16 protein-coding genes, 6 rRNA genes and 1 riboswitch are annotated in these 22274 nt (G+C 42.5%); of the genes, 12 read left to right on the top strand and 10 right to left on the bottom strand.

The annotated features are described in order from the left end of the window. The first annotated feature begins 30 nt into the window (after positions 1-30). From CDZ89_RS18455 to CDZ89_RS18420, 8 genes are all read left to right on the top strand, one after another. Positions 31-1365, top strand: a complete 1335-nt coding sequence (locus CDZ89_RS18455; protein ID WP_096155833.1) for an NCS2 family permease — start codon at positions 31-33, stop codon at positions 1363-1365. A 764-nt stretch (positions 1366-2129) separates the two neighbouring features. Then, positions 2130-3730: ribosomal RNA gene (locus CDZ89_RS18450) — 16S ribosomal RNA — on the top strand. A gap of 189 nt (positions 3731-3919) precedes the next feature. Continuing rightward, positions 3920-6869 (top strand): 23S ribosomal RNA (locus CDZ89_RS18445). A 79-nt stretch (positions 6870-6948) separates the two neighbouring features. Next, positions 6949-7065: ribosomal RNA gene (gene rrf, locus CDZ89_RS18440) — 5S ribosomal RNA — on the top strand. A 311-nt stretch (positions 7066-7376) separates the two neighbouring features. After that, positions 7377-8977, top strand: a 16S ribosomal RNA gene (locus CDZ89_RS18435). Positions 8978-9165: 188 nt separating this feature from the next. Further along, positions 9166-12115, top strand: a 23S ribosomal RNA gene (locus CDZ89_RS18430). A gap of 79 nt (positions 12116-12194) precedes the next feature. Further along, positions 12195-12311: ribosomal RNA gene (gene rrf / locus CDZ89_RS18425) — 5S ribosomal RNA — on the top strand. The 16S, 23S and 5S rRNA genes sit together here, the layout of an rRNA operon. 132 nt (positions 12312-12443) lie before the next feature. After that, complete coding sequence (locus CDZ89_RS18420; protein WP_100334202.1) at positions 12444-12767, top strand: hypothetical protein; 324 nt, start codon at positions 12444-12446, stop codon at positions 12765-12767. A gap of 196 nt (positions 12768-12963) precedes the next feature. Here the strand turns inward: CDZ89_RS18420 and CDZ89_RS18415 are convergent, their stop codons facing one another. Together CDZ89_RS18415 and CDZ89_RS18410 are read right to left on the bottom strand one after the other, a co-directional pair. Beyond that, entirely contained in the window at positions 12964-13416 is a 453-nt protein-coding gene (locus tag CDZ89_RS18415; RefSeq protein WP_096155832.1) for a GNAT family N-acetyltransferase, read from the bottom strand. 38 nt (positions 13417-13454) lie between these two features. Next, on the bottom strand, positions 13455-14015 hold the full coding sequence (locus tag CDZ89_RS18410) for an AAA family ATPase (RefSeq protein WP_100334201.1): 561 nt from the start codon (positions 14013-14015) through the stop codon (positions 13455-13457). A gap of 152 nt (positions 14016-14167) precedes the next feature. Here CDZ89_RS18410 and CDZ89_RS18405 point away from each other — a divergent pair, with 152 nt between their 5' ends. Both CDZ89_RS18405 and CDZ89_RS18400 read left to right on the top strand, forming a co-directional pair. Continuing rightward, on the top strand, positions 14168-14635 hold the full coding sequence (locus CDZ89_RS18405) for a hypothetical protein (protein WP_096155830.1): 468 nt from the start codon (positions 14168-14170) through the stop codon (positions 14633-14635). Positions 14636-14879: 244 nt separating this feature from the next. Beyond that, complete coding sequence (locus CDZ89_RS18400; protein ID WP_096155829.1) at positions 14880-15125, top strand: cytoplasmic protein; 246 nt, start codon at positions 14880-14882, stop codon at positions 15123-15125. Between the two features lie 51 nt (positions 15126-15176). Here CDZ89_RS18400 and CDZ89_RS18395 read toward each other — a convergent pair whose 3' ends face one another. The 8 genes from CDZ89_RS18395 to CDZ89_RS18360 form a co-directional block, all read right to left on the bottom strand. Then, positions 15177-15953 (bottom strand): ABC transporter permease, encoded by a 777-nt coding sequence (locus CDZ89_RS18395; RefSeq protein ID WP_096155828.1) that lies wholly within the window; start codon positions 15951-15953, stop codon positions 15177-15179. Further along, on the bottom strand, positions 15950-16843 hold the full coding sequence (locus CDZ89_RS18390; protein ID WP_096155827.1) for an ABC transporter ATP-binding protein: 894 nt from the start codon (positions 16841-16843) through the stop codon (positions 15950-15952). The genes CDZ89_RS18395 and CDZ89_RS18390 overlap by 4 nt, the downstream gene beginning before the upstream one ends. Before the next feature lie 12 nt (positions 16844-16855). Beyond that, the gene (locus tag CDZ89_RS18385; protein WP_096155826.1) at positions 16856-17053 is read right to left on the bottom strand and encodes a PLD nuclease N-terminal domain-containing protein; all 198 of its coding nucleotides are present in this window, start codon (positions 17051-17053) and stop codon (positions 16856-16858) included. A gap of 14 nt (positions 17054-17067) precedes the next feature. After that, entirely contained in the window at positions 17068-17289 is a 222-nt protein-coding gene (locus CDZ89_RS18380) for a transcriptional regulator (protein WP_227521557.1), read from the bottom strand. Further along, entirely contained in the window at positions 17286-17612 is a 327-nt protein-coding gene (locus CDZ89_RS18375; RefSeq protein WP_096155825.1) for a YxlC family protein, read from the bottom strand. Before CDZ89_RS18375 ends, CDZ89_RS18380 begins: the two co-directional genes overlap by 4 nt. Beyond that, complete coding sequence (gene sigY / locus CDZ89_RS18370) at positions 17566-18150, bottom strand: RNA polymerase sigma factor SigY (RefSeq protein ID WP_096155824.1); 585 nt, start codon at positions 18148-18150, stop codon at positions 17566-17568. The genes CDZ89_RS18375 and sigY overlap by 47 nt, the downstream gene beginning before the upstream one ends. A gap of 350 nt (positions 18151-18500) precedes the next feature. Next, positions 18501-18965, bottom strand: a complete 465-nt coding sequence (locus tag CDZ89_RS18365) for an Hsp20/alpha crystallin family protein (RefSeq protein WP_096155822.1) — start codon at positions 18963-18965, stop codon at positions 18501-18503. Positions 18966-19377: 412 nt separating this feature from the next. Next, positions 19378-20901 carry a glycine betaine uptake BCCT transporter gene (locus CDZ89_RS18360; RefSeq protein WP_096155821.1) on the bottom strand — a complete coding sequence of 508 codons (1524 nt, stop codon included), beginning with the start codon at positions 20899-20901 and terminating at the stop codon, positions 19378-19380. Positions 20902-21261: 360 nt separating this feature from the next. On the opposite strand from CDZ89_RS18360, the gene CDZ89_RS18355 reads away from it, so the two are divergent. Beyond that, positions 21262-21840, top strand: a complete 579-nt coding sequence (locus CDZ89_RS18355) for a DUF2179 domain-containing protein (protein WP_096155820.1) — start codon at positions 21262-21264, stop codon at positions 21838-21840. Next, positions 21801-22010, top strand: coding sequence for an NETI motif-containing protein (locus tag CDZ89_RS18350; protein WP_096155819.1), 210 nt, complete (start codon positions 21801-21803; stop codon positions 22008-22010). Before CDZ89_RS18355 ends, CDZ89_RS18350 begins: the two co-directional genes overlap by 40 nt. A gap of 91 nt (positions 22011-22101) precedes the next feature. Beyond that, positions 22102-22203, top strand: a riboswitch (purine riboswitch). Positions 22204-22274 lie beyond the last annotated feature (71 nt).

Raw genomic sequence — 22274 nt, 5'->3', positions numbered from 1 at the left:
TTTTATTTATATTCGAGGAGGATGCACCATATGAAGCGTTATTTTGAGTTTGAAAAGCACAGTACAAGTTACAGAAAGGAATCTATTGCTGGTTTGACAACATTCTTAGCAATGGCATACATCTTAATTGTTAATCCATTTATGTTATCACTAGGATCTGTTCCTGATCTTCCAGATTCCATGAGAATGGATCAAGGTGCGGTATTTACAGCTACTGCATTAGCAGCAGCAATCGGATGTTTAATTATGGGTCTTTATGCTAAATACCCAATTGCACTAGCACCAGGAATGGGGTTAAACGCATTCTTTGCTTATACGGTAGTGTTAGTAATGGGTATTCCTTGGCAAACGGCATTAGCGGGTGTATTCGTATCCGGTATTATTTTTATCTTTTTAACATTATTCGGTGTTCGTGAAAAAATTATAAATGCCATCCCTGAACAATTGAAATATGCAGTTGGAGCGGGTATTGGATTATTTATTACATTTATCGGTTTCCAAAACTCAGGTATTATTGTTTCACAAGATGCAACCCTAGTTCAACTAGGTGACTTAACGAATGGTAATACGCTACTTGCAATCTTTGGATTAGTAGTAACAGTCATTTTAATGGTAAGAGGCTTTAAAGGCGGTATTTTCTTCGGAATGGTAATTACAGCTATTGCTGGTATGGTAGTTGGATTAATTCAAGCTCCTACAACAGTAAGTGATGTTGTGGGGCCTGTACCAAGCTTAGGTCCAACTTTCGGAGCAGCAATTACTCATTTAGGTGATGTTTTTACGATTCAAATGCTAGTTGTTATTTTAACTTTCTTATTCGTTGATTTCTTTGATACTGCAGGTACACTTGTATCTGTTGCAAACCAAGCAGGTTTCATGAAAGATGGCAAGTTGCCTCGTGCTAACAAAGCGCTATTTGCTGATTCAGCTGCAACAGTTGCCGGTTCTGTATTAGGTACATCTACGACAACATCTTACATTGAATCATCTGCAGGTGTAGCGGCGGGAGGGAGAACTGGCTTTACATCCGTTGTAACAGCTGGACTATTCTTGCTAGCATTATTTTTCTCTCCTTTATTATCTGTAATTACTGCACCAGTTACGGCTCCAGCGTTAATTATCGTTGGTGTGCTAATGGTATCTTCTTTAGGGAAGATTGCTTGGGATCGTTTCGAAATCGCTGTTCCAGCATTTTTAACTGTTATTGCAATGCCTTTAACGTACAGCATCGCAACTGGTATTGCGGTAGGATTTATCTTCTACCCAATTACAATGATCTTAAAAGGTAGAGGGAAAGAGATTCACCCAATCATGTATGGTTTGTTCTTTATCTTTATCCTGTACTTCATCTTCTTAGTAGAATAGAAAATTTACTCTTGAACACATGCACCTGATTCTAGGTGCATGTGTTTTTTTGTATGTTCTGTGCTTTGGCTGATGGTGAAAAAGTATTGAAACACAAAGTATGAAGATTGAAATAGAAATGTATAAAGTTGAAACACAAGTTGGATAATTGAAACACAAGTCGAGTTGAATTATGTTTCCAGTGGCAATTGTTACACAACCTAATCAAGTTGAAATATAAATATCTAAAATTGAAACACAAATAACCGGAAGATCGAAAAATGGTCAAAAACATCTTCCTAGTCATATGATTAGGTAATGTTGTGATGAATACTTGTCTTTGTGTGACTAATTGAATCTCTGGAAAGTGTAGATATTATATAGAAGAAACTAGTTAGTTTAGTTAATTGCTATAAAATTCCAATATGTGATAGTTGAGACGCGCTTGGATCAGATTCGGGGGTTTTATAAGATGTGACAAAAGCATCCGACACTATAAATAATATTATTCTAGAAAAACAGTTGACGTACTATTGTAATACGTGGTATATTAATTCTTGTCCTCACGAGACTAACAAGCTCGGTTGACAAGAAAGAAATTCAAAAACATGTTGACATGTATTGTTGAAACGTGTTATATTAGAAAAGTCGCTTCTGGGCGACAAGATAATAAAGAAGCTCTTTGAAAACTAAACAAAACAACAGCGTGTAAGTTAATCTTTAAGATTAACAACAAACAATTAATTGACATTAGTCAGCAACAAAATGAGCATAAGCTCAAACACTCTTCGGAGAGTTTGATCCTGGCTCAGGACGAACGCTGGCGGCGTGCCTAATACATGCAAGTCGAGCGAATCTGATAAAAGCTTGCTTTTGTCAGGTTAGCGGCGGACGGGTGAGTAACACGTGGGCAACCTGCCTGTAAGACTGGGATAACTTCGGGAAACCGGAGCTAATACCGGATAATATAAAGAACCTCCTGGTTCTTTATTGAAAGATGGTTTCGGCTATCACTTACAGATGGGCCCGCGGCGCATTAGCTAGTTGGTGAGGTAACGGCTCACCAAGGCAACGATGCGTAGCCGACCTGAGAGGGTGATCGGCCACACTGGGACTGAGACACGGCCCAGACTCCTACGGGAGGCAGCAGTAGGGAATCTTCCACAATGGACGAAAGTCTGATGGAGCAACGCCGCGTGAGCGATGAAGGCCTTCGGGTCGTAAAGCTCTGTTGTTAGGGAAGAACAAGTACCGGAGTAACTGCCGGTACCTTGACGGTACCTAACCAGAAAGCCACGGCTAACTACGTGCCAGCAGCCGCGGTAATACGTAGGTGGCAAGCGTTGTCCGGAATTATTGGGCGTAAAGCGCGCGCAGGCGGTTTCTTAAGTCTGATGTGAAAGCCCACGGCTCAACCGTGGAGGGTCATTGGAAACTGGGAAACTTGAGTGCAGAAGAGGAAAGTGGAATTCCACGTGTAGCGGTGAAATGCGTAGAGATGTGGAGGAACACCAGTGGCGAAGGCGACTTTCTGGTCTGTAACTGACGCTGAGGCGCGAAAGCGTGGGGAGCAAACAGGATTAGATACCCTGGTAGTCCACGCCGTAAACGATGAGTGCTAAGTGTTAGGGGGTTTCCGCCCCTTAGTGCTGCAGCTAACGCATTAAGCACTCCGCCTGGGGAGTACGGTCGCAAGACTGAAACTCAAAGGAATTGACGGGGGCCCGCACAAGCGGTGGAGCATGTGGTTTAATTCGAAGCAACGCGAAGAACCTTACCAGGTCTTGACATCCTTTTGCCTTCCCTAGAGATAGGGCGTTCCCCTTCGGGGGACAAAAGTGACAGGTGGTGCATGGTTGTCGTCAGCTCGTGTCGTGAGATGTTGGGTTAAGTCCCGCAACGAGCGCAACCCTTGATCTTAGTTGCCAGCATTAAGTTGGGCACTCTAAGATGACTGCCGGTGACAAACCGGAGGAAGGTGGGGATGACGTCAAATCATCATGCCCCTTATGACCTGGGCTACACACGTGCTACAATGGACGGTACAAAGGGCAGCAAAACCGCGAGGTCGAGCCAATCCCATAAAACCGTTCTCAGTTCGGATTGTAGGCTGCAACTCGCCTACATGAAGCTGGAATCGCTAGTAATCGCGGATCAGCATGCCGCGGTGAATACGTTCCCGGGCCTTGTACACACCGCCCGTCACACCACGAGAGTTTGTAACACCCGAAGTCGGTGGGGTAACCTGGGCACAACTTAGCCTCTTATAATTATGATAGGAAGTTAAGTTGTGCCTAGGAGCCAGCCGCCTAAGGTGGGACAGATGATTGGGGTGAAGTCGTAACAAGGTAGCCGTATCGGAAGGTGCGGCTGGATCACCTCCTTTCTAAGGAATAATACGCTTGTTGTTTTGTTTAGTTTTGAGAGAGCATTCCTCTTTCAAACTTTAGATAGTATAAAAGCTATCGAACCATGTTCTTTGAAAACTAGATAACATAAGTAATGTCAAGATACATCAAAAGTATCGTTCATCTTAGTAAATTTTCTTTTTAAAGATATCTATTCGCGATATCGAGGTTAAGTTATTAAGGGCGCACGGTGGATGCCTTGGCACTAGGAGCCGATGAAGGACGGGACTAACACCGATATGCTTTGGGGAGCTGTAAGTGAGCTTTGATCCAGAGATTTCCGAATGGGGAAACCCACTACTCGTAATGGAGTAGTATCTTTACCTGAATACATAGGGTAATGAAGGCAGACCCGGGGAACTGAAACATCTAAGTACCCGGAGGAAGAGAAAGCAAACGCGATTTCCTGAGTAGCGGCGAGCGAAACGGAATTAGCCCAAACCAAGAGGCTTGCCTCTTGGGGTTGTAGGACACTCAACATGGAGTTACAAAGGAACGGGGTAAATGAAGCGACCTGGAAAGGTCAGCCGTAGAAGGTAAAAGCCCTGTAGTTGAAACTTCGTTCCCTCCTGAGTGGATCCTGAGTACGGCGGGACACGAGAAATCCCGTCGGAAGCAGGGAGGACCATCTCCCAAGGCTAAATACTCCCTAGTGACCGATAGTGAACCAGTACCGTGAGGGAAAGGTGAAAAGCACCCCGGAAGGGGAGTGAAAAGATCCTGAAACCGTGTGCCTACAAGTAGTTAGAGCCCTATGTTTTTTCTTCGGAAAAAACCCGGGTGATAGCGTGCCTTTTGTAGAATGAACCGGCGAGTTACGATCCCGTGCAAGGTTAAGTCGATGAGACGGAGCCGTAGCGAAAGCGAGTCTGAATAGGGCGAATGAGTACGTGGTCGTAGACCCGAAACCAGGTGATCTACCCATGTCCAGGGTGAAGTTCAGGTAACACTGAATGGAGGCCCGAACCCACGCACGTTGAAAAGTGCGGGGATGAGGTGTGGGTAGGGGTGAAATGCCAATCGAACCTGGAGATAGCTGGTTCTCTCCGAAATAGCTTTAGGGCTAGCCTCATGTGTTAGAGTCTTGGAGGTAGAGCACTGATTGGACTAGGGGCCCTCATCGGGTTACCGAATTCAGTCAAACTCCGAATGCCAAAGACTTATCCATGGGAGTCAGACTGCGAGTGATAAGATCCGTAGTCAAGAGGGAAACAGCCCAGACCGCCAGCTAAGGTCCCAAAGTATACGTTAAGTGGAAAAGGATGTGGAGTTGCTTAGACAACCAGGATGTTGGCTTAGAAGCAGCCACCATTTAAAGAGTGCGTAATAGCTCACTGGTCGAGTGACTCTGCGCCGAAAATGTACCGGGGCTAAACGTATCACCGAAGCTGCGGACTGTTCTTACGAACAGTGGTAGGAGAGCGTTCTAAGGGCGTTGAAGCTAGACCGTAAGGACTGGTGGAGCGCTTAGAAGTGAGAATGCCGGTATGAGTAGCGAAAGATGGGTGAGAATCCCATCCACCGAATGCCTAAGGTTTCCTGAGGAAGGCTCGTCCGCTCAGGGTTAGTCAGGACCTAAGCCGAGGCCGAAAGGCGTAGGCGATGGATAACAGGTTGATATTCCTGTACCACCTTCACTCCGTTTGAGCAATGGGGGGACGCAGGAGGATAGGGTAAGCGCGCTGTTGGATATGCGCGTCCAAGCAGTAAGGCTGAGAAGTAGGCAAATCCGCTTCTCATAAAGGCTGAGCTGTGATGGCGAGGGAAATTTAGTACCGAAGTTCCTGATTTCACACTGCCAAGAAAAGCCTCTAGCGAGGAGAATGGTGCCTGTACCGCAAACCGACACAGGTAGGCGAGGAGAGAATCCTAAGGTGAGCGAGAGAACTCTGGTTAAGGAACTCGGCAAAATGACCCCGTAACTTCGGGAGAAGGGGTGCTCTGTTAGGGTGTTAAAGCCCGAGAGAGCCGCAGTGAATAGGCCCAGGCGACTGTTTAGCAAAAACACAGGTCTCTGCGAAGCCGCAAGGCGAAGTATAGGGGCTGACGCCTGCCCGGTGCTGGAAGGTTAAGGGGAGAGGTTAGCGCAAGCGAAGCTTTGAACCGAAGCCCCAGTAAACGGCGGCCGTAACTATAACGGTCCTAAGGTAGCGAAATTCCTTGTCGGGTAAGTTCCGACCCGCACGAAAGGCGTAACGATCTGGGCACTGTCTCAACCAGAGACTCGGTGAAATTATAGTACCTGTGAAGATGCAGGTTACCCGCGACAGGACGGAAAGACCCCGTGGAGCTTTACTGTAGCCTGATATTGAATTTTGGTACAGCTTGTACAGGATAGGTAGGAGCCTGAGAAGCCGGAGCGCTAGCTTCGGTGGAGGCGTCGGTGGGATACTACCCTGGCTGTATTGAAATTCTAACCCGCACCCCTAATCGGGGTGGGAGACAGTGTCAGGTGGGCAGTTTGACTGGGGCGGTCGCCTCCTAAAGAGTAACGGAGGCGCCCAAAGGTTCCCTCAGAATGGTTGGAAATCATTCGTAGAGTGTAAAGGCACAAGGGAGCTTGACTGCGAGACCTACAAGTCGAGCAGGGACGAAAGTCGGGCTTAGTGATCCGGTGGTTCCGCATGGAAGGGCCATCGCTCAACGGATAAAAGCTACCCCGGGGATAACAGGCTTATCTCCCCCAAGAGTCCACATCGACGGGGAGGTTTGGCACCTCGATGTCGGCTCATCGCATCCTGGGGCTGTAGTCGGTCCCAAGGGTTGGGCTGTTCGCCCATTAAAGCGGTACGCGAGCTGGGTTCAGAACGTCGTGAGACAGTTCGGTCCCTATCCGTCGTGGGCGCAGGAAATTTGAGAGGAGCTGTCCTTAGTACGAGAGGACCGGGATGGACGCACCGCTGGTGTACCAGTTGTCTTGCCAAAGGCATAGCTGGGTAGCTACGTGCGGACGGGATAAGTGCTGAAAGCATCTAAGCATGAAGCCCCCCTCAAGATGAGATTTCCTTTAGCGCAAGCTAGTAAGATCCCTGAAAGATGATCAGGTAGATAGGTTCGAGGTGGAAGCGTGGCGACACGTGTAGCTGACGAATACTAATAGATCGAGGACTTAACCAAATTAGAACGATACAATCACTTTCTTGACAGGAAAACATGTTATCTAGTTTTGAAGGAACATCCTTCAAAATTTCATATGTCTGGTAATGATGGCGAAGAGGCCACACCCGTTCCCATACCGAACACGGAAGTTAAGCTCTTCAGCGCCGATGGTAGTTGGGGGCTGTCCCCCTGTGAGAGTAGGACGTTGCCAGGCAGGGAATAGATTTAACATCTATTCCTTTTTTAATCTAGTTATTACCAAATATTACAGGTTGAACCGTAAGGTGATATGAGGTATGATACTAATCCATCAACTAATTAATTTTTTTGATTAAGTTGATAAAAATAAAATAAAAAAGTTGTTGACTTCGAAAGTTGAAGTTGATATACTAATAAAGTTGCTTTAGAGCAATGAATGATCTTTGAAAACTAAACAAAACAACAGCGTGTAAGTTAATCTTTAAGATTAACAACAAACAATTAATTGACATTAGTCAGCAACAAAATGAGCATAAGCTCAAACACTCTTCGGAGAGTTTGATCCTGGCTCAGGACGAACGCTGGCGGCGTGCCTAATACATGCAAGTCGAGCGAATCTGATAAAAGCTTGCTTTTGTCAGATTAGCGGCGGACGGGTGAGTAACACGTGGGCAACCTGCCTGTAAGACTGGGATAACTTCGGGAAACCGGAGCTAATACCGGATAATATAAAGAACCTCCTGGTTCTTTATTGAAAGATGGTTTCGGCTATCACTTACAGATGGGCCCGCGGCGCATTAGCTAGTTGGTGAGGTAACGGCTCACCAAGGCAACGATGCGTAGCCGACCTGAGAGGGTGATCGGCCACACTGGGACTGAGACACGGCCCAGACTCCTACGGGAGGCAGCAGTAGGGAATCTTCCACAATGGACGAAAGTCTGATGGAGCAACGCCGCGTGAGCGATGAAGGCCTTCGGGTCGTAAAGCTCTGTTGTTAGGGAAGAACAAGTACCGGAGTAACTGCCGGTACCTTGACGGTACCTAACCAGAAAGCCACGGCTAACTACGTGCCAGCAGCCGCGGTAATACGTAGGTGGCAAGCGTTGTCCGGAATTATTGGGCGTAAAGCGCGCGCAGGCGGTTTCTTAAGTCTGATGTGAAAGCCCACGGCTCAACCGTGGAGGGTCATTGGAAACTGGGAAACTTGAGTGCAGAAGAGGAAAGTGGAATTCCACGTGTAGCGGTGAAATGCGTAGAGATGTGGAGGAACACCAGTGGCGAAGGCGACTTTCTGGTCTGTAACTGACGCTGAGGCGCGAAAGCGTGGGGAGCAAACAGGATTAGATACCCTGGTAGTCCACGCCGTAAACGATGAGTGCTAAGTGTTAGGGGGTTTCCGCCCCTTAGTGCTGCAGCTAACGCATTAAGCACTCCGCCTGGGGAGTACGGTCGCAAGACTGAAACTCAAAGGAATTGACGGGGGCCCGCACAAGCGGTGGAGCATGTGGTTTAATTCGAAGCAACGCGAAGAACCTTACCAGGTCTTGACATCCTTTTGCCTTCCCTAGAGATAGGGCGTTCCCCTTCGGGGGACAAAAGTGACAGGTGGTGCATGGTTGTCGTCAGCTCGTGTCGTGAGATGTTGGGTTAAGTCCCGCAACGAGCGCAACCCTTGATCTTAGTTGCCAGCATTAAGTTGGGCACTCTAAGATGACTGCCGGTGACAAACCGGAGGAAGGTGGGGATGACGTCAAATCATCATGCCCCTTATGACCTGGGCTACACACGTGCTACAATGGACGGTACAAAGGGCAGCAAAACCGCGAGGTCGAGCCAATCCCATAAAACCGTTCTCAGTTCGGATTGTAGGCTGCAACTCGCCTACATGAAGCTGGAATCGCTAGTAATCGCGGATCAGCATGCCGCGGTGAATACGTTCCCGGGCCTTGTACACACCGCCCGTCACACCACGAGAGTTTGTAACACCCGAAGTCGGTGGGGTAACCTGGGCACAACTTAGCCTCTTATAATTATGATAGGAAGTTAAGTTGTGCCTAGGAGCCAGCCGCCTAAGGTGGGACAGATGATTGGGGTGAAGTCGTAACAAGGTAGCCGTATCGGAAGGTGCGGCTGGATCACCTCCTTTCTAAGGAATAATACGCTTGTTGTTTTGTTTAGTTTTGAGAGAGCATTCCTCTTTCAAACTTTAGATAGTATAAAAGCTATCGAACCATGTTCTTTGAAAACTAGATAACATAAGTAATGTCAAGATACATCAAAAGTATCGTTCATCTTAGTAAATTTTCTTTATTAGATATCTATTCGCGATATCGAGGTTAAGTTATTAAGGGCGCACGGTGGATGCCTTGGCACTAGGAGCCGATGAAGGACGGGACTAACACCGATATGCTTTGGGGAGCTGTAAGTGAGCTTTGATCCAGAGATTTCCGAATGGGGAAACCCACTACTCGTAATGGAGTAGTATCTTTACCTGAATACATAGGGTAATGAAGGCAGACCCGGGGAACTGAAACATCTAAGTACCCGGAGGAAGAGAAAGCAAACGCGATTTCCTGAGTAGCGGCGAGCGAAACGGAATTAGCCCAAACCAAGAGGCTTGCCTCTTGGGGTTGTAGGACACTCAACATGGAGTTACAAAGGAACGGGGTAAATGAAGCGACCTGGAAAGGTCAGCCGTAGAAGGTAAAAGCCCTGTAGTTGAAACTTCGTTCCCTCCTGAGTGGATCCTGAGTACGGCGGGACACGAGAAATCCCGTCGGAAGCAGGGAGGACCATCTCCCAAGGCTAAATACTCCCTAGTGACCGATAGTGAACCAGTACCGTGAGGGAAAGGTGAAAAGCACCCCGGAAGGGGAGTGAAAAGATCCTGAAACCGTGTGCCTACAAGTAGTTAGAGCCCTATGTTTTTTCTTCGGAAAAAACCCGGGTGATAGCGTGCCTTTTGTAGAATGAACCGGCGAGTTACGATCCCGTGCAAGGTTAAGTCGATGAGACGGAGCCGTAGCGAAAGCGAGTCTGAATAGGGCGAATGAGTACGTGGTCGTAGACCCGAAACCAGGTGATCTACCCATGTCCAGGGTGAAGTTCAGGTAACACTGAATGGAGGCCCGAACCCACGCACGTTGAAAAGTGCGGGGATGAGGTGTGGGTAGGGGTGAAATGCCAATCGAACCTGGAGATAGCTGGTTCTCTCCGAAATAGCTTTAGGGCTAGCCTCATGTGTTAGAGTCTTGGAGGTAGAGCACTGATTGGACTAGGGGCCCTCATCGGGTTACCGAATTCAGTCAAACTCCGAATGCCAAAGACTTATCCATGGGAGTCAGACTGCGAGTGATAAGATCCGTAGTCAAGAGGGAAACAGCCCAGACCGCCAGCTAAGGTCCCAAAGTATACGTTAAGTGGAAAAGGATGTGGAGTTGCTTAGACAACCAGGATGTTGGCTTAGAAGCAGCCACCATTTAAAGAGTGCGTAATAGCTCACTGGTCGAGTGACTCTGCGCCGAAAATGTACCGGGGCTAAACGTATCACCGAAGCTGCGGACTGTTCTTACGAACAGTGGTAGGAGAGCGTTCTAAGGGCGTTGAAGCTAGACCGTAAGGACTGGTGGAGCGCTTAGAAGTGAGAATGCCGGTATGAGTAGCGAAAGATGGGTGAGAATCCCATCCACCGAATGCCTAAGGTTTCCTGAGGAAGGCTCGTCCGCTCAGGGTTAGTCAGGACCTAAGCCGAGGCCGAAAGGCGTAGGCGATGGATAACAGGTTGATATTCCTGTACCACCTTCACTCCGTTTGAGCAATGGGGGGACGCAGGAGGATAGGGTAAGCGCGCTGTTGGATATGCGCGTCCAAGCAGTAAGGCTGAGAAGTAGGCAAATCCGCTTCTCATAAAGGCTGAGCTGTGATGGCGAGGGAAATTTAGTACCGAAGTTCCTGATTTCACACTGCCAAGAAAAGCCTCTAGCGAGGAGAATGGTGCCTGTACCGCAAACCGACACAGGTAGGCGAGGAGAGAATCCTAAGGTGAGCGAGAGAACTCTGGTTAAGGAACTCGGCAAAATGACCCCGTAACTTCGGGAGAAGGGGTGCTCTGTTAGGGTGTTAAAGCCCGAGAGAGCCGCAGTGAATAGGCCCAGGCGACTGTTTAGCAAAAACACAGGTCTCTGCGAAGCCGCAAGGCGAAGTATAGGGGCTGACGCCTGCCCGGTGCTGGAAGGTTAAGGGGAGAGGTTAGCGCAAGCGAAGCTTTGAACCGAAGCCCCAGTAAACGGCGGCCGTAACTATAACGGTCCTAAGGTAGCGAAATTCCTTGTCGGGTAAGTTCCGACCCGCACGAAAGGCGTAACGATCTGGGCACTGTCTCAACCAGAGACTCGGTGAAATTATAGTACCTGTGAAGATGCAGGTTACCCGCGACAGGACGGAAAGACCCCGTGGAGCTTTACTGTAGCCTGATATTGAATTTTGGTACAGCTTGTACAGGATAGGTAGGAGCCTGAGAAGCCGGAGCGCTAGCTTCGGTGGAGGCGTCGGTGGGATACTACCCTGGCTGTATTGAAATTCTAACCCGCACCCCTAATCGGGGTGGGAGACAGTGTCAGGTGGGCAGTTTGACTGGGGCGGTCGCCTCCTAAAGAGTAACGGAGGCGCCCAAAGGTTCCCTCAGAATGGTTGGAAATCATTCGTAGAGTGTAAAGGCACAAGGGAGCTTGACTGCGAGACCTACAAGTCGAGCAGGGACGAAAGTCGGGCTTAGTGATCCGGTGGTTCCGCATGGAAGGGCCATCGCTCAACGGATAAAAGCTACCCCGGGGATAACAGGCTTATCTCCCCCAAGAGTCCACATCGACGGGGAGGTTTGGCACCTCGATGTCGGCTCATCGCATCCTGGGGCTGTAGTCGGTCCCAAGGGTTGGGCTGTTCGCCCATTAAAGCGGTACGCGAGCTGGGTTCAGAACGTCGTGAGACAGTTCGGTCCCTATCCGTCGTGGGCGCAGGAAATTTGAGAGGAGCTGTCCTTAGTACGAGAGGACCGGGATGGACGCACCGCTGGTGTACCAGTTGTCTTGCCAAAGGCATAGCTGGGTAGCTACGTGCGGACGGGATAAGTGCTGAAAGCATCTAAGCATGAAGCCCCCCTCAAGATGAGATTTCCTTTAGCGCAAGCTAGTAAGATCCCTGAAAGATGATCAGGTAGATAGGTTCGAGGTGGAAGCGTGGCGACACGTGTAGCTGACGAATACTAATAGATCGAGGACTTAACCAAATTAGAACGATACAATCACTTTCTTGACATGAAAATATGTTATCTAGTTTTGAAGGAACATCCTTCAAAATTTCATATGTCTGGTAATGATGGCGAAGAGGCCACACCCGTTCCCATACCGAACACGGAAGTTAAGCTCTTCAGCGCCGATGGTAGTTGGGGGCTGTCCCCCTGTGAGAGTAGGACGTTGCCAGGCAAAGATAAAAAAGTTCAGTGTGACGACGCTGGGCTTTTTTTTGTTCGTATAATGTAGTAATAAATAATAGTCGAGTAAATTTTTGAATGGTATAATAGAGAATGAAATCTATTGATATAGGAGGCCAGTCAAATGGAAAAATTGTTAAAAGAAATTCTAGCTGAATTAACAAGTTTGAAAACTGACATCAGTGGCCTAAAGCTAGGACAAGAAAAATTAGAACAAGGGCAAAGTAGATTAGAACATGGCCAAAGCAGATTAGAAAATGATATTAATGAATTAAAACTAGGACAACAAAGGTTAGAAGTAGGTCAATTAAAGCTTCAAAAAAATCTAGTCGATAGTCTTGGTGAATATACAGAAAAGATTGTAGAGCATGTTGATGATCGCACAGAAGTATTAAATAGAAGAGTATATAAATTAGAAGCTGAAGTAGAAAGACTAAGTAGACAGTAATAGGGGGGAGACCTCTGTACTGTCTTTTTTATATTAGGCTCTGTTAGTGCTTACTATTGATTTTAATTACTTAAGAGCTGTTGATATCCGTGCGAGAGAAACTAGAAATTAACGCGGAAAGCGAAGTCTTGCACGGAAATCAACAGCGACCTTTAAAAAAGTCCTTTATTAGCATAATAAGAAAACATTATTTAACTCATAAATCTTGTGTTAAACGAATCATATCTCTACACTGAATCCCATTTTCATATATTTCTTCTGGGTAGTGTTCGGTGAAAAAGTCTTTATGGACACAAGTAATTCTAAACCCACATTTTTGATATAGTGCCAGTTGGCTAATACTTGAATTACCTGTACCAACTTCTATTGTTTTATATCCATTTATTTTAGCAGTTTCTATAGCATTGATTACTAATCTTTTACCTAATCCGCAACCTTGTAATTCCTCTTTAACAGCTATGTTAGCTAATTCAACAGTTTCGGGACTAGTGGCTACTAGAACATAAACACCAACAACCTCTTCATTACTTTCACAAACATAGCATTCTCCTCTTTTTAAGTACTCCTCAACCATAGATGTAGATGGATCTGCTAACAGTAGTAATTCCATAGGTGCTATTTCTTCTCGGAATAATCTTCGTATTTTCATTTGCCGCTCCTTTTGCCTAAAACGAGTAATTTACTTACTTATAACTTAAAAGTTTCTTTTATAATGGTAGCAACTTTATCTGCACTAAAGTTCGTATTATTAATTCTAATATAATTTTCTCTTTTAATTTCTCCATATAAAGAGTTAAGTCTATATTGTGCCATTGTATTAATTAATTGTTCTTCGGACCATGCGATATCTCGCTTAGTTGGCTTATGCTCAAGACGGTGTGGACTTTTATTACGCTTTATCCTTTCTTCCGTATCAGCCTCTAGCTCAACAAAGAAGACGGAGCCTCCATGTGATTCAAAAATTGCACAAACGCTTTCTATATACTCCCAATCTGATCGTTGATCAAATGCCCAAACATAAGTAAAGATTAACCCTTCTAGATCACTTGTTGCCACAGCTTCAAACATCTCTTTTCTAAACAAGCTTACTAATCTTTTTCCTTCCTCTGTTCCATAATTAAAAATAGGGTTAACTAACTCGATTGTCATATGGTTATGAAAAAGCTTTAAGTCTGTTATCTTTTGTAACTCCTGCCCCACTGTCATTTTACCAACGGCTTGAGGCCCGAAGATAAGTACGAAATTCATATGGGTAGTCCCCCTTTGTCAGTTTTGTACGTGAATCTAATAAGGAAAATAATATCACATTATGATGATATACTTGCTAATTTTTTCGAGTTTTGAAGGAAAAATACATATATTAGTAGAATAAGACCGTTTAGAATAGGGAGGTTGTTTGTGTGTCAATTATTAAATCAAACTGGAAATTATCTATATTCTTCTTGTCACTCATCATATTTTTGATTACATACTTTATTGATGATTTTAGATGGAAACAAGTCATTAAACATAATGAGGAAGTTACGATCACGTTAACTACAAAGGAAGAAGGGAACTTATACAAAGTTCTAATTGAATTGAACAAACCATTAAAATCAAAGATTAACACGTTAAAAGTTGAGTTTACGGACATGGAGTTAATAGAATCGGATTATACCTTACAAGGGCTGACCTTTGAACTGGAAGAATCTAAGTCTAGTTATAAGGAGAAAATATTTGTCATTCAAGATAAGAATAGGCTAAAGTATGAGTTAAAGTTTCAAAAAGATGAATTCAGTAGGGGTTATAGACCATTAGTCTTAATTACATCTAGTAAAAAAATGTTTGATAAAAAATCTGATACCTTAATTACTAGGTATGCTAATTAATTTAATTCACTAAACTCCATATTTTCAAATGCAAGCTTAACTAAACTTTCGGTGACTTTATAATTTTCCATTTGCTCTTGTCTGATTGTAATTTTCATTTAATCATACCTACTTCTCAATAGATTTTATACGTTTAATTTCTCTTTTTACTAATAATACAACTGTCTGAAAAAAAAGATATGATGTACCAGCAATTAAATTAGTGTATGCTTAGGTTACTAATTTACAATAAGGGGGAAAAAGAATGAGCGATGAAATCACAAAAGCCCATAAGTTTAGTAGTAATCATCGAGAAGAATTAGATACAGCTGACGTTTGTGGCTGTTTTTTTTGTATGGAAGTGTTTAATCCGAATATGATTACAGAGTGGATTGATAATGGTAAAACAGCATTGTGTCCGAAATGTGGAATTGATTCGATTATTGGGGAAAGTTCTGGTTATCCAATAACGAAGGAGTTTTTAAAAGGAATGAATGGATATTGGTTTTAAATCAAAAAGACACTTAGATTAAGTATCTTCGTGTCTTTTTTCTATTACTAATTAAAATCTCTCTAACCTTTTGAAATTAAATATAGCAAGTGCAACAAAACTAGCAGAGAGAATAATCGTAGCGGAAGTAGCGATGAAAAATGTTTCCAAAACTTCCTGATGTAGTAGTATGTTTGTCGCCTGATTACGTAGAGTAGCTGGACTCCACTCCATAAACTTAGTTAGTAGACTAGTTAATAATGATAAAGCTGCAAGAATAGATATACTCGCCCCAGCAATGCCACCGTTATTCGGTAAAACAGTTCCAAGTAATATCGTCAACGAGACGATGAACACGATCCATAAACTATACATGAGGAAACTAGAGAAAAAAGCAGACATTGATACTTGATTAAATAGTAAGTTCGTATAATACCAAGTAAGACCGTAACTTAAAAATAAGGATACGAGGGTTAATATGAGTTGTCCTATCCATTTACTTAAAATATATTGAGCAGGAGAAACTGGTCTAACCATAACTAGTGTCAATGAACCGTTTTGTCGTTCATTAGAAATAACACCCATTGTCGCTAATACAAATAAAAGTGTGCCAATCGTGCCATATTGGCCAAGCGTTCCAGCTAACACTTCCTCGCCAGTTGGAATTGGCAACTCAATTTTTGCCCCTTCCGGTAAGTTACCAGCCATTTCAATAATTTGCGGCATGTAATAACTACTAATCGGCTGGGTAATTCCTATGATAACGAAGACGATGGGTAGCCATATCCATTTCCCATTTTTCACACTTTCAACCATTTCTTTTCTTAATAAAACTAGCATATTTTTCATGACTCCATCACCCTCATATATGCGTCTTCTAATGAATCTTGTAACTTTTCAAAATGGTTTACAGTATAGCCATTCGATAATAAATAGTGAAGCATTTCATTCGTATTCGCTTTATCATCTTGAAGGTAGACAATTGCTTCTAACTCATTTGTAAAATCAACTTGCCTTACAAAACCTAATGAATCTAATCCCGATATTGTTTTATCTGTTCTAATTTTCACAGCAGAAGTAGCAAATGTCTCCTTTAGAGCAGGAAGGGTGCCATCCCACTTTATTTCCCCATCCTTTAGCATAATCACTTCATCACATACTTGCTCTGCGTCATGCAACACATGAGTGGAAAAAAGGATTGTCATCTCACTCTTTAAAGCGTGAATAATTTGCAGTACATCTCTTCTTCCAGCAGGATCTAGAGCGGAAACTGGCTCATCTAATATAAGCAATTCAGGTTTGTGAAGCAGTGCTTGAGCTAACCCTAAACGCTGCCTCATCCCTCCGGAAAATCCGCCAATCTTTTTATTATGAACTTCTAGTAAACTGACAAAAGTAAGCGATTCTTCGATTCTATCTTTTAATATATTATTTGGAATATTAGATAGCTTCCCGGCAAACTGTAAAAATTCCTTTGGTGTCATCCAATTGAAAAAAGCAGGGTGTTGCGGTAAAAAGCCGATATATGGTCGGTAATCTTTATTATCCGCACCATTAAAAGTGATTCCTCCACTAGTAGGTGTTAACAACCCGGCTAACATTTGCAATGTCGTTGTTTTACCAGCACCATTTGGGCCAAGTAAGGCGATGCAACGCCCACGCTCTATTTGAAAGGATATAGACTTAACCGCTTCGTGATCTTTAAATTTCTTTTGGAGTTCGTTTATTTGTACAAGCAATGGATTCACTCCTTAGTTTTTTCTGCCGAATACGAAGTAAAGAATTGGACCGAACAAGTTTACAAATAATATAATTAAAATCCACATCCACTTCGGTCCGTTCGTTTCTTCTTGTTTTATACAATTTACAAGAGCGAATACCGCAAGGATTACTTGTAATACTATGATCGGAGCGAATATTGCCCAGTTAATTTCCACTAATTGTTCCATAAAATATACCACCTTTACTTATTCATTTTTTGTTGACGTCTTTTTGGTAACCATATGACAAAAATCAGATAAAAAATAGTAGGCATTGGTGCTTGGATAAGCCCCCAGATACCCCAAAACCACGCATAGCTTCCACGCTTTTTTGCATCTATAAACAGCCATATACTTTGCACCAATAGGAGAAGGACGATGGAGATAAGAATGATAACATCTGTCTCTGCTAATTCTGTCATCATAAGAGATCTCCTTCCAGAGAGTTCTTTGATCTACTTAAATAGAAAAAGATAATTGGTGCAATAAGAATGGAGCCTGCCCAAATGAATAGAACAACGATTGGTGCTTTCAAAGCGATTAAAATAAATATTGTTAGTAACGTTATGGCAGTTGCAATAAACAACATCAATTCCCGTTGAAAAGCCTTTTGTCTAGCTTGTTTGTATAGTTGAAACTGCTCTTTTACAGAATGAGTTGGGAGAAGATGTTTTTCTGATAAAGCATCAACATTTTCCCAGTCAGCTTTTAACTTGGTGAGTGTGTCTTGGTCTGGCTTCTTGTTCATTTTCATCCCACTCCTTTCTTAATTGTTTAAGACCGTTATGAACTCTAGATTTAACTGTTCCGGTTTTAATTTTCAACATATCTGCAATTTCATCGTATGTGTATCCGTAATAATGTCTTAGTAAAATTGGGACACGTACTTCAACATCTAATTGATTAAAGTCCGAGAAAGTGTCACTAAACTCTGTTCCACTTAATTTTGCTCTCCAAGATAGTTGCCTCGATAGTGTCGTTTTAATTTGTTCTAGCCATTTTCTTTCTCGCTTTTCTTTACGAAGAACATCCATATATAATCTGGAAGCTATCGTTATCATCCACGTGGAAAATTTACTTTCCATTTTGAAAGAAGATAAATGTTGATAGCACTTTAACATAGCCTCTTGGGCAATATCACTGCTTTTATCTTCATCTAATGTAAGCTTTAATAAATACTTAAACAGGAACGGATAATGACGTTCAAATAATTGAGTGAAGGCATCATCGTCTCCTTGTTGAGCTTGTTGAATTAGTTCAATTTCGTTATCTACTGTTTCATTCAATGAGCGGATGCCTCCTTTCTGGCTTTTCTATTATTATTGTACTAAATGCTAGCAATTAGTGAATTCAAACATAAGACGTTTCTTGTGTATAAATCGTTCACGAAAATTTTATCTTTTTTTAGTTGTGTTAAAGACCGCTGTTGATTTCCGTGCAAGGCTTCGCTTTCCGCGGGCGGGCCGGGAGCCTCCTCGGCGCAAGCGCCTGTGGGGTCTCCCGCTCCCCGCTTCTCCCGCAGGAGTCTCAACCTTGCACGGAAATCAACAGCTAATAAATAGTTAAATATCAACACTAAGGTTTAACATCGCTTTTTAAAAATATTTTAGGGCAAATAAAAACACCGAACAAATGACTATTCGCTCGGTGTGATGAATTTCCTTCCTGGTTCAGTGCTTTTATCAATGATAATTTTTCGTTTCGTGTCTCCGGGGATGTAGCGGTGGAGATGGATGTAGAGAAGACCGTTCTCATAAGTTGCTTCAACTTTATCGTCTCTTACTGGATATGGTAACTCGATTATTCGTTCAAAATTCCCTTGTGCTATTCCTTCATCTACTAGCTCAAAACCTTGAATAGGAATACGAGTGACCCCTTTCACTTCGATTTTTTGATTTCGGATATACACCTCCACATCCTCTGGTTGATTGAGGCCTGGTAACGCAATTATACATAGGATTTCATTTTCTTTTTTATACAAGTTTGTTTGTGTATGCATGTTTTGAATCATTGGCTCAAAGCCATTCCAAAAATCCTCTCCAAAAAACTGATCCCAATTTTTTCGCCAATCGTGAAAATGTTTGAACTGATTGAAGGACATGGTTTCCCCTCCGTAATAGGTATTTACCTATAGTGTATTCTTTTACGTTTAGAAGGTGATATGAGAAATGGAAGAGGTGAGGACCTAAAAAAATGAGCTTGATAAGAGTAATGAAGTTCATTCTTCCAGCGATAAAAGAAGAAGTTGAACTTGATAAGGCCGATGAAGTTCATTTTGCTCAAGGAAAAAATAGAAAATGAACTTGATAAGGCCGATGAAGTTCATTTTGCTCAAGGAATAAAAGGAAAATGAACTTGATAAGGCGAATGAAGTTCATTTTGCTCATGGAAAAAAATAAAAATGAACTTGATAACACCGATGAAACTCCTTTTAATCCGAGAAAGACCTATAATTAGTAAAAGAGTCAACCTCCATTATATCGTAACAAAGGTTGACTCTTCTTTTTAATTTTCTATTCTTCATCAACTGGTTTATATCCTTTAATTGGCACTTTTTCTTCCTTAAACGACTTCATCAACGCAACCACCATTAATATCATGATAATAGCAAACGGGAAAGCAGCGATGATTGAAGCTGTTTGTAGCGCACCAAGTCCACCTGAATACAACAAAATTGCGGCTGCAGCGGATTGAACAATACCCCAAACAAACTTCAATGAGTTTGGAGGATTTAAACTACCGTTAGTCGTTTGCATTCCAAGCACAAATGTAGCAGAGTCTGCAGAAGTAATAAAGAATGTACATACTAATAATATAGCAATACCAGACATAATTAATCCGAGTGGATATTGTTGAAGTACTGCAAATAGTGCAACTTCCGTTCCTTCATTATTAATGACATCATAAACAGAAACGCCATTAAAATATTCTAAGAAGATAGCGGAACCTCCGAATACGGAGAACCATAAACCACCGAAAATAGTAGGAACTAATAACACACCAAGTAAAAATTCACGAATCGTTCGCCCTTTTGAAATACGAGCAATAAACGTTCCAACAAAAGGTGCCCAAGCAATCCACCAGGCCCAATAAAACACAGTCCAGTCTTGAACAAAGCTGTTTTCTTGATCAAACGGGAATAAGCGGAAGCTCATGGATGGTAAGTTTTGAATGTACCCTCCAATAGTCGTTGTAAATAAATCCATAATGAAGTTAGTCGGTCCTGCAAAAAGTAAAAAGAGCAATAAAGAAAGTGCTAATACAACATTAAAGTTACTTAAATGCTTAATCCCACGGTTTAAGCCAGTCTGAGAAGAAATCATAAACAATACAGTAACAACTAAAATGATAACTAATTGAGTGAATAAAGTATTATTTATCGCTGGGACTATACTTGATAGTCCACCACTAATTTGCATTGCCCCAAACCCTAGTGATGTTGCGACACCAAATATAGTGGCAAATACAGCAATAAAATTAATGATTAAGCCTGTAAAACCATCTACTCTGTCTCCTAGTACAGGTCTTAATATAGAGCTTATTACTCCAGGTGATCCTTTACGGAACTGGAAGTAAGCAAGGGCTAGTGCGATAACAGAATATATCGCCCAAGGATGGAAACCCCAATGGAAAAATGAATAGCGCATTGCTACTCTGGCTGCTTCAGCAGTTTCACCTTCTCCAGTTGGAGGGTAATGAAAATGGTAGATCGGTTCTGAAGCACCCCAAAATACTAATCCGATACCCATACCAGCACTAAATATCATTGCAAACCAAGTTATGTAATTATACTCAGGTCGATCTGTGTCTTTTCCAAGTCGGATGTTACCATACTTCGAAAAAATTAGAATAATACAAAATAATAAAAAGCCAGTCGCTGTTAATAAGTAAAACCATCCAAATTTATTGACGATAAATGACTGTAAGTTAGTAGTAACATTGTTTAAGCTCAAATTCCCAAGCGGAATGATTCCCCAAATAATGAATAAGACAGCTACAATGATTGAAACTAAAAACACAGGGGTTGTTTTTTTCATGCTATACATCTCCTCTTGATATTAATGTTGCATCCCTTCTTTCTTATAAAAAGTATTTGTTTAGAAAAGAAAAGCTATACTATTTTAACATCCATAGGCACTTTATACTAAAATATTGCCTTATTTGTTTACATCTTTCTTCCATATCATTTACAATGGACACTTATTAATATTAAATGAATCATAGCTGAAAATACGTATGATGTTAGTATAACACCATGAATTATTCATATTAATAAAGTTGTTGTTAGCACGAGGTGCGAGACCACCCGCGGAAAGCGAGTACCTCGTGCAAACAACGATTAGTACCGTATCAATTACAACTTAAGTTAATTTAAGATGAAGGAGGGGTTTCTAAATATGTTAGACAACGCCTTTGTAATGGTAGCTATTATCATTATAATTAATATTATATATGTCTCATTTTTTACAATACGTATGATATTGACGTTAAAAGGTCGTCGATATTTAGCAGCTTTTATCAGTACAATTGAAGTAATTATTTATGTGGTAGGTCTTGGGTTAGTTTTAGATAACTTAAATCAAATACAAAACCTGCTAGCATATGCTTTCGGTTACGGTATTGGTGTTGTTGTTGGAATGAAAATTGAAGAAAAACTAGCACTAGGTCATACAACTGTGAATGTTATTACAAAAGAGTACGATAAGGATTTACCAAAACTACTTCGTGAAAAAGGATATGGAGTGACAAATTGGCAAGCACACGGCTTAGAAGGTGACCGGATGGCGATGCAAATTTTAACTCCTAGAAAATATGAGTTAAGTCTTTATACGACAATTAAAGAGTACGATCCAAAAGCATTCATAATCGCTTACGAGCCAAAAACGATACATGGTGGATTCTGGGTGAAGAACGTGAAAGAAAGGAAAATAAAAGCATGGCACAAAAAGCAAAAGGAAAACGAAAATTCGAATTAATGGACAAGGAAACAATTGACCAATGTTTAGACCGTATGAAAAAAGAAGGCTACATGCCAGTAAGGCGCATGGAAGAACCTATTTTCAAAGAAGAAAAAGTAAATGGAAAAATGGAAGTGGTCCCTTGTGGACGAAAAATTTTTTTTGAAGGAAAACTAATTTCAGATTAAAGAATACGCAAAACACGAACATTATAATGTAATAATATAGAATCGTTCGAAAATGAGTTGACAATAACGAATAAACACCATAAAATAAAGGCAGAAGCAACGATATTGACCTCATATAATCTTGGGAATATGGCCCATAAGTTTCTACCCGACAACCGTAAATTGTTGGACTATGAGGGAAGTCCACGTCAATCTTTATTGACGTCCGGCTACTTGGCTTTGTTTTTTAGTTACGACACAAAGCCCAGGTAGACTACTTTCCCT

The sequence above is a fragment of the Bacillus alkalisoli genome (assembly GCF_002797415.1).
GTDB lineage: Bacteria > Bacillota > Bacilli > Bacillales > Bacillaceae_I > Bacillus_CD > Bacillus_CD alkalisoli.
Note: the sequence above shows the minus strand (reverse complement) of the source record. Positions and strands in the feature narration are given on the sequence as shown.

Excerpts from the sequence above, each read along its gene's own strand:
- CDZ89_RS18455 (WP_096155833.1), top strand. The coding sequence starts at position 31 with ATGAAGCGTTATTTTGAGTTTGAAAAGCACAGTACAAGTTACAGAAAG.
- CDZ89_RS18420 (WP_100334202.1), top strand. The coding sequence starts at position 12,444 with ATGGAAAAATTGTTAAAAGAAATTCTAGCTGAATTAACAAGTTTGAAA.
- CDZ89_RS18415 (WP_096155832.1), bottom strand. The coding sequence starts at position 13,416 with ATGAAAATACGAAGATTATTCCGAGAAGAAATAGCACCTATGGAATTA.
- CDZ89_RS18410 (WP_100334201.1), bottom strand. The coding sequence starts at position 14,015 with ATGAATTTCGTACTTATCTTCGGGCCTCAAGCCGTTGGTAAAATGACA.
- CDZ89_RS18400 (WP_096155829.1), top strand. The coding sequence starts at position 14,880 with ATGAGCGATGAAATCACAAAAGCCCATAAGTTTAGTAGTAATCATCGA.
- CDZ89_RS18395 (WP_096155828.1), bottom strand. The coding sequence starts at position 15,953 with ATGAAAAATATGCTAGTTTTATTAAGAAAAGAAATGGTTGAAAGTGTG.
- CDZ89_RS18385 (WP_096155826.1), bottom strand. The coding sequence starts at position 17,053 with ATGGAACAATTAGTGGAAATTAACTGGGCAATATTCGCTCCGATCATA.
- CDZ89_RS18380 (WP_227521557.1), bottom strand. The coding sequence starts at position 17,289 with ATGATGACAGAATTAGCAGAGACAGATGTTATCATTCTTATCTCCATC.
- CDZ89_RS18375 (WP_096155825.1), bottom strand. The coding sequence starts at position 17,612 with ATGAACAAGAAGCCAGACCAAGACACACTCACCAAGTTAAAAGCTGAC.
- CDZ89_RS18365 (WP_096155822.1), bottom strand. The coding sequence starts at position 18,965 with ATGTCCTTCAATCAGTTCAAACATTTTCACGATTGGCGAAAAAATTGG.
- CDZ89_RS18360 (WP_096155821.1), bottom strand. The coding sequence starts at position 20,901 with ATGAAAAAAACAACCCCTGTGTTTTTAGTTTCAATCATTGTAGCTGTC.
- CDZ89_RS18355 (WP_096155820.1), top strand. The coding sequence starts at position 21,262 with ATGTTAGACAACGCCTTTGTAATGGTAGCTATTATCATTATAATTAAT.
- CDZ89_RS18350 (WP_096155819.1), top strand. The coding sequence starts at position 21,801 with ATGGCACAAAAAGCAAAAGGAAAACGAAAATTCGAATTAATGGACAAG.